Consider the following 14,405-nt stretch of genomic DNA (forward strand, 5'->3'; position numbering starts at 1 on the left):
ATACCCTGCTGATAACCGATCAAAGGATGGAGGTCTGCCGTTGTGCCAGCGAAAGACCCGGACACTCCTGAGTTATTACTTAAATGAGTGTGGCATAATATTATTATCATTTTTGACTATATTAAGCCTTTCCCCCGCTGTAAAGAGGAAATGCACTCTATTGATTGCAGAAGCGATAATGGCATTTCTTTAGCCAAAACATGGCAAAGCTTAACCAAAAGCGGCACAGATCCCCGGGGCGCATTTTCTGGTGGGATAACCGTGGTATTATGGCGGCGCCGGCCACCGATTCCGCGGCCGATCTTCAACAGGAGTTTGAGATGGCTGCGTTGCGTTCCCCCCTGCTTACCCTGGCCCAGGCATTAGATAAAATGCTCGGTCGGGTCAGCCCGCTGAGCGAACATGAAATCCTTGATTTGACCGCCGCTGCCGGGCGTGTCACCGCCGCGCCGGTGGTCTCGCCGGTCAACGTTCCCCCCTTTGATAACTCCGCCATGGACGGTTACGCGGTGCGCCTGGCGGACCTGGGCTCTGCCCGGCCGCTGCCGGTGGCCGGCAAGGCCTTTGCCGGACTGCCGTTTAACGGCGACTGGCCGCAGGGCGCTGCGCTGCGCATCATGACCGGCGCGCCGGTTCCTTCCGCGGCGGAGGCGGTGATTATGCAAGAGCAGGCGGAACTGGCCGAAGGCGGGGTGCGCTTTACCGCCCCGGTTAAAGCGGGACAAAATATCCGGCGCATCGGCGACGATATCCGCCAGGGCGCCCAGGTCCTGCCGGCCGGCCGGGCGCTGGGCGTGGCGGAACTGCCGCTGCTGGCATCCCTGGGCATCGCTCAAATCCACGTGGTGCGGCGCCTGCGGGTGGCGCTGTTCTCCACCGGCGATGAACTACGGCCCATAGGCGCCCCTCTGGCCGCCGGGCAAATCCATGATACCAACCGGTTTACCGTACGCCTGATGCTGCAACGGCTGGGCTGCGAAGTGATCGACTTAGGCATTATCGCCGATGACGCCCAGGCGCTGCGCGACGCCTTCCGCCAGGCCGGCAGTGCGGACCTGGTGATTACCAGCGGCGGCGTATCGGTCGGCGAAGCTGATTACACCAAAACCATCCTGGAAGAACTGGGCGAAATCAGCTTCTGGCGGCTGGCGATTAAACCGGGCAAGCCTTTTGCCTTTGGCCAACTCGACCGCGCCTGGTTCTGCGGCCTGCCGGGTAACCCGGTATCGGCGGCGGTCACCTTTTATCAGTTGGTCCAGCCCCTGATCGCCCGCCTCACCGGCCGCACCGATTGGCATTTACCCCCGCGCCAGCGCGCCAGGGCGCTCACCGCGCTGAAAAAATCCCCCGACCGCATGGACTTCCAGCGCGGCGTCTTCCGCAGCAACCCGCAGGGGGAGATCGAGGTCAGCAGCACCGGCCCGCAGGGCTCACACGTATTCAGCTCATTTAGCGCGGCCAACTGTTTTATCGTATTGGAAGCGGATCGCGGACCGGTGGCCGCCGGTGAATGGGTGACCATCGAACCCTTTAACCACCTGTTGATATCCTGAGGGCCGGCCATGGCGGACGAACTGAGTCATGAGGAAATGCTGCGCTACAACCGTCAAATCATACTGCGCGGCTTTGATTTCGACGGCCAGGAAAAACTCAAGAACGCCCGGGTGCTGATCGTTGGCGCCGGCGGCCTGGGCTGCGCTGCGGCCTTATACCTGGCCGCAGCCGGCGTCGGCCACCTTACCTTGCTGGATTTCGACACCGTCGCGCTATCCAACCTGCAACGGCAAATTTTACATACCGACCGGCGCATCGGCATGGCCAAAGTCGACTCCGCCGCCGAGGCCCTGTCAGCGGTCAACCCCCATGTAGACATCACTCCGCTGAACGCCGCCCTCGACGACGACGCGCTCGGCGCACGGGTGGCGCAAGCCGGCGCGGTAGTGGACTGCACCGACAACGTGGCCACGCGCGAACAGCTCAACCGCCTGTGCTTCGCCCATAAAGTCCCGCTGGTATCCGGCGCGGCCATCCGCATGGAAGGCCAAATCAGCGTTTTCACCTACCGGGACGGCGAACCCTGCTACCGCTGCCTCAGCCGCCTGTTCGGCGACGACAGCCTCACCTGCGCCGAATCCGGCGTCATGGCCCCCCTGGTGGGCATCATCGGCTCGCTCCAGGCCATGGAAACCATCAAACTCTTAACCGCCTTCGGCAGTACAACCCCCGGCCGGCTCGTCATTTATGACGCCATGACCCTGCAATTTCGTGAAATGACCCTGCGGCGCGATCCCCACTGCGATGTATGCGGCGCGGCGGAGGCACACTAAAGGGAAAGCGGGCCGATAAGTCAATTAACGCCCTGACTACGCAGATAGTCCTCATAATTGCCGCTGAAATCGATCGCCCTTTCCGGCGTCAACTCCAAAATACGCGTGGCCAGGGAACTCACGAACTCGCGGTCGTGGGACACAAAAATCAACGTCCCCTGATACAACTCCAGCGCCGAATTCAGCGACTCGATGGACTCCATATCCAAATGGTTGGTAGGCTCATCCATCAGCAAAATATTCGGCTTTTGCATCATCAGCTTACCAAACATCATCCGCCCTTGTTCACCACCGGATAACACGCCCACCTGCTTATTGATATCATCCTGGCTAAACAGCAAACGGCCAAGAATACTGCGCACCGCCTGCTCATCATCGCTGGGCTGCTTCCACTGGCTCATCCAGTCGAACACCGTAATATTCTCGGTAAACTCACTGGCATGATCCTGGGCATAATACCCAATACTGGTATTCTCGGACCATTTGATTTCCCCGCCCGCCGGCGCCAGCTCGCCCACCAGCGTTTTTAGCAGCGTGGTTTTACCAATACCGTTGGGGCCTAATATCGCCATCTTCTCGCCCACTTCCAGCATCAGATTCATTTTATTTAACAGCACCGGCTGGCCTGCGTACCCCTGGGTCAGTTGCGTAACTTCCAGCGCGTTGCGGAATAATTTCTTATTCTGGTCGAAGCGGATAAACGGATTCTGGCGGCTGGAGACCTTCACCTCATCGAGGGTAATCTTTTCGATCTGGCGGGCGCGGGAAGTCGCCTGGCGGGACTTGGACGCATTGGCGCTAAAACGGCTGACAAAGGATTGCAGCTCGGCGATTTGCGCCTTTTTCTTGGCATTGCCGGACATCAGTTGTTCGCGTGCCTGGGTGGATGCGGACATATAATCATCGTAATTCCCCGGATACACCCGCAGCTCGCCATAATCCAGATCCGCCATATGGGTGCACACCATATTCAGGAAATGCCGGTCATGGGAAATAATGATCATGGTGCTATTACGATCGTTCAGCACCTGTTCCAGCCAGCGGATGGTATTGATGTCCAGGTTATTGGTCGGTTCATCCAGCAGCAGGATATCCGGATTGGCAAACAGCGCCTGGGCCAGCAAGACGCGCAGTTTCCAGCCTGGCGCCACTTCGCTCATCGGGCCGTAATGCTGTTCCAGCGGAATGCCGACGCCCAGCAGCAACTCGCCGGCGCGGGCTTCCGCGGTATAACCGTCCATTTCGCCATACAGCACTTCCAAATCGGCCACGCGGTAGCCCTGCTGTTCAGTCATATCGGCCATGGCATAGATGCCGTCGCGCTCTTCTTTTACGGCCCACAGCTCGGCGTGGCCCATAATAACGGTATCAAGCACCGTATACTGTTCAAAGGCGAACTGATCCTGGCGCAGTTTACCCAAACGCTCGTTGGGGTCCAGGGCTACATGGCCGGCGCTGGGCACCAAATCGTCGCCGAGGATTTTCATCAGGGTCGATTTGCCGCAGCCGTTGGCGCCGATCAAGCCGTAGCGGTTGCCGCCGCCAAACTTAACGGAAATATTTTCGAATAGCGGTTTGCTACCGAATTGCATGGTGATGTTGTTACAGATTAGCAAAAGAGGCACTCTTCAATTAAAAACGTGACATTACCCACATTATGCCACACTCCGCTGCAAAATTGCTCCCTCTGTATGCAACCAAAGCAATTAGCGTCGAAAGCCCCGCCCCGGTACCGGTACCCGCCGCGGCCACGCAAGGTACGCCGGACGCCATAACGCAGCGTTTCAGTAATCTGCCGTCGTAAAGGATAAAAACCAGGCCGCATATCCCGGTGCGTTGATACGCCGTAATATTAATAAAGCGCTGCGCTAGCGCATAACGGTAAAATAAGCGCGGCATAATCCGCCCTGACTATTTATCTGCTTTGATAATAAATAGTATTCGTCCGGATAATGATATGAACGTCAATATTTTCTTTCATTATCGCGACAGGGGTAATATGAATGGAGTGGAAACGGAGATAAAGGCGAGATCGGCAATCGCTGTCATGACGCTTAAATAATTGAAAGCACGGCAGGAGTTGGATCAACTGTCATAAAAAATTCACCAGAGTCGGTACATGAAACAAATTGAATATACTTGAGGAAAACGCTAGAATTTGTGCTTAAGGGTATAGCGGCATAAAACTAAAAAGCATGGTCGATTTTCTCAACCATGCCAATTATCATAGGGTCTGCGGGCGAAGCGCCCCGGCCTTATAAGAGTACTTAGAAGCGGTAACCAACACCGGCAATCCAGGTACCAACGTCAACACTGCGGATACGGCTTTGTTCGTAGGAAACGTCAAGGGCGACGTTTTCCATAGGATTGAACTGCAAGCCTGCGCCGTAAGCTACGCCAACATCGCTAAAACCGTTGTTGTCGCCGCCGCGCTGCGCGTTATCAGTAGTTTTACCCGCGCCCAAGCCGACCACGCCATAAACGCTGGCCCAATCGTTGATGCGGTAAGCAGGACCGGCAGTCACGCCATAGTATTGGCCTTTCTGGTAAAAGCCTTTTTCAGACTGGTTTTTTTCCAGATAGGTGAAAGAGCTAATCATGCTCCAAGGTTCGCTGCCGTCCATTTCGTAACGGTATTTTAAGTTGAACCCGGATGCTTTATTGATGACGCCCTGCATATCGCCTTGGGCATAGCCCGCGGTAACGGTGCTTTCACCTGCCGTTGCGGAACCAGCCGCCACTGCCAATACACAAGCTAACGCTGAAAGACATGCAATTTTGTTCATAACCACCTCAAATGTGAATTTACGTCCTAACCATGAAAATATAACAAAAAGTAGCACGAAACTCTGCTTAATAAATGTTGTCCAAGTAAACGTATCGTGTAACATAAGTTTTCAGATACTTCTATCCCATTCATTTTACTTATGTTTTGGCTATATCTCCTATTTTCCATCTTTACGTATCCTTACAACATATCCAGATAATTCCGAACCGAATGAGTAAAAAATAGACCACTTTGGCCGATATCGCCGATTTTTTTTCTCAAATATCGGACGGAATTTCATTACGCAGATCGATTACAACCCCGTTTAGGATTTATTTAGCAAATAATGGCGGACTGGAACGCAATATGCATCGATTCATCACCGCCTGGTTTACCGACTTATTTGGCAGCGCAAATTTACCTGAATGAACCCTATGAACAATCTCATCCGCGCCGAAATCAACAGGCGCGGGCATGGCAATTTCCGGCGACGTTTTTGCCGTTTTTTTGCGCTTTACCGCCGGGTGAAAGTGTACGCGGCCAGAGTTTTTGCTATAATGTTGTATTAGGGCATTAGATTAAATGAAAACCATTTGTATTCTCTTTATTTTCTCGGAAATCAAGCGGTGGTTAGTGCCTTTTATCTATACTGGGTATGCTGTTTAATGGGATTGGGACGTATTGAAAGGCAGCAGCTATATGAGTGATAGGATGCAGAAGTGCCAAACGCTGCTATACTTTATGCCTGAACGAAATTAATAATGATCAATTAAGAGGATGATTAATGATGAGTACCGCTAAACTGGTTAAAACGAAATCTTCCGAACTTATTTATACTCGCAACAATCTGGAAGAAGAGGTAAAGACTTCCAGTATCGCGCTGCTTAATCGTATGGTGGTCGAATTCGTCGATTTGGCGCTGATTACCAAACAGGCCCACTGGAACATGCGCGGCGCCAACTTTATCGCCGTACATGAAATGCTGGACGGCTTTCGCGCCATCATCCTGGATCATCAGGATACCATCGCGGAACGCGTGGTCCAATTAGGCGGCGTAGCGTTGGGCACCGTCCAGGTGACCAATGATAAAACCCCGCTGACCAGCTATCCGACCAATATCCATAGCGTGCAGGATCACCTGAAGGCGCTGGCCGATCGTTACGGCGTGGTGGCGAATGACACCCGTAAAGCCATCAGCGAAGCCGAAGACGACGAGGATACCGCTGATATCTTCACCGCCGCCTCGCGCGACCTGGATAAATTCTTGTGGTTTATCGAGTCCAATATTGAATAATGCCGCTGGATAACCCGGACCGGGTTATCCATGGTCGCCGGTATTGGTGACTGATTGCTGGTGACCGAATGCTGGCGAAAAGCACGCTAAAATTGAATTGGAAAGGCTGACAGCGCAAGCTGCCGGCCTTTTTTAATCCTTTGCGTTGCGATCAACTGGGGGTTATCCATGGCAAGCGGATGGGCGCCGGATGGCGCGGTACAAGACCAAATAGATTCCACCATCAATGATGCGGTGCAGCGTGCGCGCCACGAACTGTCGCAAGGCGAAAGCGCCGAATATTGCCGTGAATGCGGCGAGCCGATTGCCGAGGCCCGGCGCATGGCGCTGCCCGGGGTGCAATTGTGCATTCAATGCCAAAGCGAGCAGGATAAAAAACGCCAGGCCCATGCCGGTTACAACCGCCGCGGCAGTAAAGATAGCCAACTGCGCTAGCCGCCCAACCTTTGGAGAAAACCATGAGTTCACCGGCTACCCATTATTACGAACCGCGCCTTGGGCATGGACTGCCCCACGATCCGTTAAACGCGATTATCGGGCCGCGGCCTATCGGCTGGATTGCCTCGGTTAACGCCGCGGGGCAGCGCAACCTGGCCCCTTATAGCTTTTTTAACTGCTTTAATTATCATCCGCCGATTATTGGTTTTTGCAGCGTCGGCTGGAAAGACAGCGTGGCCAATATCAGCGCCACCGGGGAGTTTGTCTGGAACCTGGCGACCCGCCCGCTGGCCGAAGCCATGAATAACTGCTCCGCCTCGCTGCCCGCCGGGCAGGATGAGTTCAGCTTTGCCGGCCTGACCCCCGTTAAAGGCACGCGCGTGGCGGCCCATCGGGTAGCGGAAAGCCCGGTTAATTTTGAATGCAAATTGACCCAGTGCATCCAATTGCAGGCCGCGGACGGCGCGCGCATTGATAGTTGGCTGGTGCTGGGAGAAGTAGTGGCCGTGCATATCGCTACATCTTTGTTCGACGAGCACGGCGTTTATCAAACCGCCGCCGCTCAGCCCATTCTGCGCGCCGGCGGCCCCAGCGCGTATTACGGCATTTCCGATGAACAGCGTTTTGATTTGATCCGTCCGGACGATCGCAGCGGAAAGTAACGGGGCGGAGACATTTAATCCTGCAAAAAATATGACATTTTTGGTCAATAATCACTGCTGTAATTTGTTCATAACAAGCGTATTATAAGCATCCGATATGATACTATTTACAGCGTGATTATTATGAAACACATCTATTTGACGACCCTAATGCTCCTGCTCAGCGCCGCCGCTAACGCAGCGCCGGTATATCGGCTGCCGGACATGCCCCATGACCCGCGCATCGATAGCGCTTGTTTAAGCAAAAACACCGCCACTACCGCCGGCAAATGTCCGCGCCAGGTATTTTCCCCAGGCAAAAACCAGGCGGTAGAAGGCTACAGCCCGGTATACCATAAAGACTAAACCGCGTTAAATCGGCGCTAACGCAGCGCTGTCCCTGAGTTTATTGATAATCCCGGCGAATAAACGCGGCGAACTGCCGGCACATCGACTCATCCCCCTGCTCGTTGGATGCCAAAACCCGGTCGCCGTCAATAATGGTGATGCGCGCGTTAAGATCAAAATCCGCCGGCGGCTGCGGCCGCGACATTCCCTGCGCAATGCTGTGCTGCGCCTGCTGCCAGGCCTGATCCACGGTTTGATTGCAGGCCGCGGCCAGATAAGCCGGGTTAAAGCCTTCACCGGTCAGGCTACGGAGCGTATCGTCGTGGGTAACGCTATTGCCGGGCAACCAGTAATGGGCGGCCAAATCCGGTCCGATGGCGGGGTTATCGGTAAGGTAGCCGTCGCGATCCAGGAAGAAGTGCCGGGTTTGTTCCACCGCCATCAATGCCAATAGATAACCCTGATAAGAACAGGCCGATTCCTGCGATAATAAATGGGGAATGGCGATCGTCGGCCGGGGGCTGCCTTCGACGCCAAGGATGCGCAGTTCGGTTTCCCTCGCCAGCGCCGTGATAGCCTCCGGCGTCAGTTGTTCATCCGCCCATTGATAAAGCGCCCATTCAAAATAGGGAACCAGCAAAATATGCCGCTCGTTGAAGGCGCGCATGGGCTGGCGCGCGGCAATGGATGCCTGGATAAGCGCATCGGGAGGCGGCTCGCCGTTGCCGTTTAACGCATAACGTTTTAACCAGTCGGCGTCATCCAGCAGGCTATCGCAAAACATCGACTGCGTTTCGGCATAGGCCATGGAGGTGGGCGGAAACTCCTGCGAAAAACAGGGGGCATTCTGGCGGATATTGGCAAAATGCGCCGCATGTCCCCCTTCATGAAACAGCGTATTGATGCCGCTGATGCCGCTGCCCACCTGATCGGGTTTAGCCAGGCTGGTGAAATTAATGCGCGCCGGTATCCATTCCCCCTGTTGCCAGAAGGGGGGCACCGGCCCGTGCATAAATCCATTCTCATATTTATCTTTGCGTACCAGCAGATCGAGCTGCATCCGCGCGCCGTTAAACCCGATATGCAGCCGTTTGAAACTGTTGACCCAGCGTTCCAGCGAGTCGGCAAACGGCAGATACGGGTCCATCTGCCGGGTCACGTCGCCGGCGGTGGCGTAGCGGATATTCCACGGTTTCAGGGCATCCCGTCCCTTATCCGCCGCCAGTTGATCCAGGCTGCGCAGATTGCTTTCACGCGTCTGCTCTTCAAAGCGATCCAAAATGGCGAATAGCTGTTCCGGCGTCATCTGCTCGGTTTTATTCACTTTGTAATCAAAATAGTTACGATAGCCCATTTGGCGGGCAAAACGATTGCGCAGCCGGACCAGCGTCGGCAGCCCATGCAGCAGCAGCCATTGTTCCAGCTCGCGCAGCGCCAGCTGCGAACTTTGGCGCCAGGACTCATTGGCGTTATTGGCCTGGTTGGTCAGCAACTCGCCCAGCGTGGCCGGCACCCGCTCGCCCCGGTCGTTAATATGAGTCAGCGTAAGGGTTTTGCGCCGCACGTACAGATCGTTTTCCGCCTCGATAATTTCATCCATCAGGGCCTGGGCCTTGGGATCTTCAATTACGTTGCAGTCAAAAAAACGCGCCCAGCCCCGCAGACCATGCAGGGTGTCGTCGCGCTGGCGGTTTGGCGGCGCGCTTGCCAGGGCGGCGATATGGCCGCGGATCTGCGCCGGGCGCGCGGGGTCGGCGATAAACCGCTTGTAGGCCTGTTCCGCGCTGGCGAAACGCTCGGACACGCCGGCGCCGCCAATGGCCATATAGTTTTGCCAGAACAAATCTTCTTTGGTTTGATGCACCGCCAGATAGTCGCGGTTCAAGGCGTTAAAATACTCTACTGCTGTTTGCATAAGGGATCGTCTCCATCGAAATTATCTGCCCCGCGGCGGCGGGATGTGCGGCAAAGCGTGCTGCGAAATGTGCTGCGAAATGCCTTTGGCGCGTCAAAGTCCGAGAGCCAGGGCGATCAGGCCCGGGCCATGACCGCATCGATATGCGTTAATGCCTGGTCAAAGGACGGCGCCTGTCCCGCGGCGGCGATAATGCAGGCCAATTGCAATCTGATAGCCTCCGGCAAAGGAAATTCGCCGCGCAGGCAGGCTTCGGTCCAGCGGGCGGTAGTCACCGCATCGCGCCCGGCGGGTAAACTCTCCAGCGGCGGTAGCGGATATTGCAGCGGGTCGAGCACCAACCGCTGTTCCCCCTGGTGCATGGTATAAATTTTAGTCATGCGCTGCGGATTGGCATAGGTCTCGCCCTCGGTGCCATTCATCAGCAAGCCGCTGCTATTGATGGCATTAAAAAACGTGGCGACGCGATTAATATATTCCGGATGGGATACGCTGGATAAACGCCAATGCACATGATGATGGAACGGCGTGGCCAGTTTGGCCAGCGTATGGGCGCTATTGCGCACCCCCATGCGCCAGCGCAGCTTTAATTGCTTATCCAGCGCCGGGCATAAAGCGGACACCGGAATAAATACCGGTTCCTGGCCCAGCACCAGCGCGCTTTGCGCCTCAAGGGGAGAGGTACGCGGCGCGATGCCGAGTTCGTGAAGTATTTCCGCGCTGGTGACCCGTCCAGGATCTTCGGTCACCCCGTGCACTACGACCGGGAACCCCAGGCGCGTCAGCATCAGCGCCAGCAGCGGCGTAAGATTGGCCTGCTTGCGCGCGCCGTTATAGCTGGGGATCACGATGGGCGGCGGCATATTAACCGGCGCCTGCAGCGCCATGACCTGTTCCTGCATGGCTTCATAAAAGCCAAGCATTTCCCCCTGCGCCTCTCCTTTGATCCGAAAGGCGATCAGTAACCCGCCCAGCTCCAGCTCAGGCACCTCTCCCGCCAGGATAGCGCGGTAGAGTTGGCTGGATGTCTGCCGATCCAGATCGCGGGCATGATTTTTGCCGCGCCCGACTTCTTTGATAATTTTGCTGTAATCCATAACCGATCGTTTTCCGCCATCAATGAATGTGTCTGGACGTCGCCCTGATTTTACTACCACCATACCTTTCATTAATACGCTAATAAAGTCTTGTACCATAACCTTTATGTCCCGAGGCGGCGGCCGGCCCGGCCGGGCGCGACCGTCGTCCATCGCGCCCGGGCGCAGCGCCGTCCCTTTTAGCGGGTCGGCGTTTAACCGCAGGGATAATTTCAATGGTTATTACGCGTGTTTATGTTATTCGCTGATTTACCCGGACTTGTAAATAACGCTTATTGCCGGCTGAACATCTCGTGATACCCGTTAATATATGCTATAAAAAATGGCTTTTAAAAAATCGACACCAAGTATTACACTCTATTTCAATAAGGAAATTCCATGCATTCATCCGGGATCAATTATTTCCTATTCACCAAGATAACCAATTGGACGTCTGGCCAGGTGATATCCAGGGCCGCAATATTAACCTCATTGGTTAAGAAGCTGATCAATATTAGAAGCTGTTCAATCAAAGCCTTCAGAAATACCGGCGTTCGTCCCGATGAGGATAACGCGATTGAAACAGGCGAACAGGGCGGCGCCGGGGATGCCTTGGCCAACCAGGACTGCGGCGCCCCTGCGCATGGCGGCGTCATCATGAATTTCATCCGGGCTTTCACCGGTTTTAATTGTAAATCATACGATCTCGGCGCCAGTCAAACGGCGGCGGAGAAACCGGATACCGGTGGCGCACGGGGCGCCTACACGCCGCTGGAGTTATTAACCGATCGTCCCATCACCAGGGAGAAATTTATTACCCAGGCGGTTAAACTGATAATCGCGGAATTGAATTCCGGCCCGATGAAACAGTTGAAAGATAAGATAGCGTGGCAATCACAAGAGTTTGAAGTTTATATTCCGGCGCAAATTAACCGACTTATCGACCACGCCGGCGCCGCGTTGGATAATAATGGCAAGGCGTTGTTATTTCCCGCGTCGCCCCGGCGAGAAATTATCATCCAGACCCTTGACGATATGGGCGTATTGGCCCGCTATGCGCATGTCAAGAATCTGGCCGGCGGCGCCCAGACGTCCATTAGCCATATGACCAGGAACTTTTTGGCGACCCAGGGCATCCACGATGCGCAGTTGATATCGCACATAAGCCATCAGGTTTATGAAACCCTGTTCGCCGCTCCCGGCCAGGTTGCGCAGGCGATACGGACCGCTGAGCGGGTCATCGAGCAGCGCTTGTCCAATGAAAGCGCGGCCTGACCATGCGCGCCGCACAGGATGGCGGCCCGCTGCCCGGCGGCGGAAATAGGGTCAGTGCGCGGCAGGCGGCACGGCCGCGGGAGACGGCGTATCCTCCGGCATGGCCGGCTGCTCGATGGGAAATACCGGCAGCGCCGCCAGCAGGCGGGCGCCGTAGGATTTGGTTAATAACCGCCGATCATAAATCACAATCTCGCCGGTACATTCATGGCTGCGGATCAACCGCCCTACCTGCTGGATCAGGTTAAACGACGCGCTTGGCAGGCTTTGCACTTCAAACGGATGGCGCTTTTGGCTTTTGAGCCACTCGCCTTCGGTCAGGATCACCGGGCTGTCGATAGGCGGAAACGCAATTTTATGGATATGTACCTGGGTAAGCAGTTCCCCTTTCAGATCCAATCCCTCCGCAAAGGATTGCAGCCCCATCAATACGCTGGTTTTGCCCTGGTCGACCCGCCGGCGATGCTCTTCTATCAGGCGGTAGCGCGGTTGATCCCCCTGGACCAATAGTTGTAGACGCAGGTCGGTAACATGGGCCAGAAACGCCTGCATGGCGCGATGGCTGGCAAACAGGACCAGGATGCCGCGATGGGCCCCGGCGGCCAGTTGGGCGCGAAAGAAACGGGCCATTTCGGCCAGATGTTCCGCTTCCAGCGCCATGACCGGCTCGTTGCGCATCTGCGGGATCACCAGCTTGCCCTGCCTGCGGTGGTCAAAAGGCGACCCCAGCGTCACAAAACGATCCCCCGCCCGTTCCTGCAAGCCCGACAGCTCCTGTAGCCGGGCGAAGCTGTTAAGGGAGCGCAGAGTCGCCGAGGTCACCACCGCATGGGGGATTTTCGACCATAACAGTTTTTCCAGCTGGTCGCTGACGCGGATACCGACGCAGTGCAGGAAAATATGCGCGCCGGTATCGCTCATTTCGCGATTCAGCCACTTGGAAATCGGGGCATTGGAGGCTTTTTCCTGCGCCGCCAGTTTCCATAACCGGCTGGTGGCTTCCCAATAGCCCAAGGTGCGGCTGGTTTGCAACAGCGCCTGGTGCAGCCGGACGATATCCTGTTTGCCGGTTTTTTCGCTCAGATCGTTAAGCAGGAATTCCGTCAGCATGCGCAGCGCGTCGGTGAGCTTATATAACCGCGCGGCCATTTCGCCCATGGCGGCGGGCAATTGACCCATCTCAAAACGAAACTCCGCCACCACGCGATCCTTGGGCAAAAACGACACCGCCTGCCGCTCGAACTGTTGCACCAATTCCAGAATTTCGGCGCAGTGGTTTTTTAGCCGTTCCCCGCCGCTGAGCAATGGCGGCCTGGCCGGTTTAAACTGCGCCAGGATTTGTTCGGTCTGGCGCATAAACAGTTCCAGCTGGTGAGTGATGAACCCGACGGTAATTTCGCCGGCCATCTCCAGCGCGTCGCGCGCCACGTCGGGCAAATGATGCCCTTCGTCCAGCACCAGCAGCATATGCTTGGGATTGGGCAGCACCGATTCGCTGTCCAGCGCCGCCATCACCAGCGCATGGTTGGCGACCACCACGTCGGCGCTTTCGATTTCCTTGCGGGCAATAAAAAACGGGCACTCCCGGAAATAATGGCAATTGCGCCCCAGGCAGTTGGCCTTGTCCGTGCTGAGTTTGCCCCATAATCCGTCGCTGACCGATTTGGGGTAATGGTCGCGCAGGCCATCCCAGGAAAAACGCTGCAGATCCTGCTGCAACTTGCCGCACAGCGTTTTTTCCTTGCCGTCGGCGGGCGCCGGCTCGTCATCGAGAAACAGTTTCAGGTCGCCCTGGAATACCGCATCGGCGGACATGGCCGCCAGATTGCGCGGGCAGACATAACGCCGGCGGCCAAACGCGGCGGTAAATGTTAAATCCGGGATCAGTTTTTTCAGCAGCGGTAAGTCTTTGCTGAAAATTTGATCTTGCAGGGCCACGTTGGCGGTACTGACCACCAGCGGTTTTTCTTCGGCGCGGCTGATGGCGATGCCGGGAATCAAGTAGGCGAGGGTTTTGCCCACCCCGGTAGGCGCCTCGATGACCAGGTGGCGTTCAATGTCGCCGGACAGCGCCTTGGCCACTTCGGCAATCATCTGGCGCTGCGGCATGCGGGATATAAAATCCGGGATATGTTTTTGCAGCGCTTTATACCAATCATGGATTTGCGCCTTGGTGGCAACGGACAGCGACATTCAGCAACTTTTTTATTAATGCAGGGAGGGTTATTGTCCCACAGACCGGCCGCGGCGTCAGCCCGTAGCTGTATATATCTTCAGGCATTGGCGGCCGGAGGCGCTTGTATCACGGATGATTGCTCTTATAA

The 14,405-nt window shown here is 55.7% G+C and carries 12 protein-coding genes; 7 read left to right on the top strand and 5 right to left on the bottom strand.

Annotation, left to right across the window (positions count from 1 at the left end):
- Positions 1–320 precede the first annotated feature (320 nt).
- Complete coding sequence (gene moeA / locus ACL2XP_RS18760; protein ID WP_413734558.1) at positions 321–1,553, top strand: molybdopterin molybdotransferase MoeA; 1,233 nt, start codon at positions 321–323, stop codon at positions 1,551–1,553.
- Between the two features lie 9 nt (positions 1,554–1,562).
- The gene (gene moeB / locus ACL2XP_RS18765) at positions 1,563–2,327 is read left to right on the top strand and encodes a molybdopterin-synthase adenylyltransferase MoeB (RefSeq protein ID WP_413734560.1); all 765 of its coding nucleotides are present in this window, start codon (positions 1,563–1,565) and stop codon (positions 2,325–2,327) included.
- Positions 2,328–2,347: 20 nt separating this feature from the next.
- Here the strand turns inward: moeB and ACL2XP_RS18770 are convergent, their stop codons facing one another.
- Both ACL2XP_RS18770 and ompX read right to left on the bottom strand, forming a co-directional pair.
- Positions 2,348–3,943 carry an ABC-F family ATPase gene (locus ACL2XP_RS18770; RefSeq protein ID WP_413734561.1) on the bottom strand — a complete coding sequence of 532 codons (1,596 nt, stop codon included), beginning with the start codon at positions 3,941–3,943 and terminating at the stop codon, positions 2,348–2,350.
- 651 nt (positions 3,944–4,594) lie between these two features.
- Entirely contained in the window at positions 4,595–5,113 is a 519-nt protein-coding gene (gene ompX / locus ACL2XP_RS18775) for an outer membrane protein OmpX (protein ID WP_413739223.1), read from the bottom strand.
- A 768-nt stretch (positions 5,114–5,881) separates the two neighbouring features.
- On the opposite strand from ompX, the gene dps reads away from it, so the two are divergent.
- The 4 genes from dps (at position 5,882) to ACL2XP_RS18795 (ending at position 7,833) form a co-directional block, all read left to right on the top strand.
- Entirely contained in the window at positions 5,882–6,388 is a 507-nt protein-coding gene (gene dps, locus ACL2XP_RS18780; RefSeq protein ID WP_413739224.1) for a DNA starvation/stationary phase protection protein Dps, read from the top strand.
- A 168-nt stretch (positions 6,389–6,556) separates the two neighbouring features.
- Complete coding sequence (locus ACL2XP_RS18785) at positions 6,557–6,823, top strand: DksA/TraR family C4-type zinc finger protein (protein WP_413734562.1); 267 nt, start codon at positions 6,557–6,559, stop codon at positions 6,821–6,823.
- 23 nt (positions 6,824–6,846) lie between these two features.
- The gene (locus ACL2XP_RS18790) at positions 6,847–7,488 is read left to right on the top strand and encodes a flavin reductase family protein (RefSeq protein WP_413734564.1); all 642 of its coding nucleotides are present in this window, start codon (positions 6,847–6,849) and stop codon (positions 7,486–7,488) included.
- A 123-nt stretch (positions 7,489–7,611) separates the two neighbouring features.
- Positions 7,612–7,833 carry a hypothetical protein gene (locus tag ACL2XP_RS18795; RefSeq protein ID WP_413734566.1) on the top strand — a complete coding sequence of 74 codons (222 nt, stop codon included), beginning with the start codon at positions 7,612–7,614 and terminating at the stop codon, positions 7,831–7,833.
- A 40-nt stretch (positions 7,834–7,873) separates the two neighbouring features.
- On the opposite strand, the gene ACL2XP_RS18800 is transcribed toward ACL2XP_RS18795, so the two are convergent.
- The gene (locus ACL2XP_RS18800; RefSeq protein ID WP_413734567.1) at positions 7,874–9,730 is read right to left on the bottom strand and encodes a M3 family metallopeptidase; all 1,857 of its coding nucleotides are present in this window, start codon (positions 9,728–9,730) and stop codon (positions 7,874–7,876) included.
- Between the two features lie 116 nt (positions 9,731–9,846).
- Positions 9,847–10,827 carry a DNA-binding protein YbiB gene (gene ybiB / locus ACL2XP_RS18805; RefSeq protein WP_413734569.1) on the bottom strand — a complete coding sequence of 327 codons (981 nt, stop codon included), beginning with the start codon at positions 10,825–10,827 and terminating at the stop codon, positions 9,847–9,849.
- A 378-nt stretch (positions 10,828–11,205) separates the two neighbouring features.
- Here ybiB and ACL2XP_RS18810 point away from each other — a divergent pair, with 378 nt between their 5' ends.
- A complete protein-coding gene (locus ACL2XP_RS18810; protein WP_413734571.1) occupies positions 11,206–12,081 on the top strand; it encodes a hypothetical protein in 876 nt (291 codons plus the stop codon).
- Positions 12,082–12,132: 51 nt separating this feature from the next.
- Here the strand turns inward: ACL2XP_RS18810 and dinG are convergent, their stop codons facing one another.
- A complete protein-coding gene (gene dinG, locus ACL2XP_RS18815) occupies positions 12,133–14,274 on the bottom strand; it encodes an ATP-dependent DNA helicase DinG (RefSeq protein WP_413734573.1) in 2,142 nt (713 codons plus the stop codon).
- Positions 14,275–14,405 lie beyond the last annotated feature (131 nt).

It is taken from the genome of Sodalis sp. RH21 (genome assembly GCF_047324175.1).
GTDB lineage: Bacteria > Pseudomonadota > Gammaproteobacteria > Enterobacterales > Enterobacteriaceae > Acerihabitans.

What these genes read in the sequence shown, in the direction of transcription:
- moeA (WP_413734558.1), top strand. Translation starts at nt 321, where the DNA reads ATGGCTGCGTTGCGTTCCCCCCTGCTTACCCTGGCCCAGGCATTAGAT.
- ACL2XP_RS18790 (WP_413734564.1), top strand. Translation starts at nt 6,847, where the DNA reads ATGAGTTCACCGGCTACCCATTATTACGAACCGCGCCTTGGGCATGGA.
- ACL2XP_RS18810 (WP_413734571.1), top strand. Translation starts at nt 11,206, where the DNA reads ATGCATTCATCCGGGATCAATTATTTCCTATTCACCAAGATAACCAAT.
- dps (WP_413739224.1), top strand. Translation starts at nt 5,882, where the DNA reads ATGAGTACCGCTAAACTGGTTAAAACGAAATCTTCCGAACTTATTTAT.
- ACL2XP_RS18785 (WP_413734562.1), top strand. Translation starts at nt 6,557, where the DNA reads ATGGCAAGCGGATGGGCGCCGGATGGCGCGGTACAAGACCAAATAGAT.
- ACL2XP_RS18800 (WP_413734567.1), bottom strand. Translation starts at nt 9,730, where the DNA reads ATGCAAACAGCAGTAGAGTATTTTAACGCCTTGAACCGCGACTATCTG.
- ACL2XP_RS18795 (WP_413734566.1), top strand. Translation starts at nt 7,612, where the DNA reads ATGAAACACATCTATTTGACGACCCTAATGCTCCTGCTCAGCGCCGCC.
- dinG (WP_413734573.1), bottom strand. Translation starts at nt 14,274, where the DNA reads ATGTCGCTGTCCGTTGCCACCAAGGCGCAAATCCATGATTGGTATAAA.
- moeB (WP_413734560.1), top strand. Translation starts at nt 1,563, where the DNA reads ATGGCGGACGAACTGAGTCATGAGGAAATGCTGCGCTACAACCGTCAA.
- ompX (WP_413739223.1), bottom strand. Translation starts at nt 5,113, where the DNA reads ATGAACAAAATTGCATGTCTTTCAGCGTTAGCTTGTGTATTGGCAGTG.
- ybiB (WP_413734569.1), bottom strand. Translation starts at nt 10,827, where the DNA reads ATGGATTACAGCAAAATTATCAAAGAAGTCGGGCGCGGCAAAAATCAT.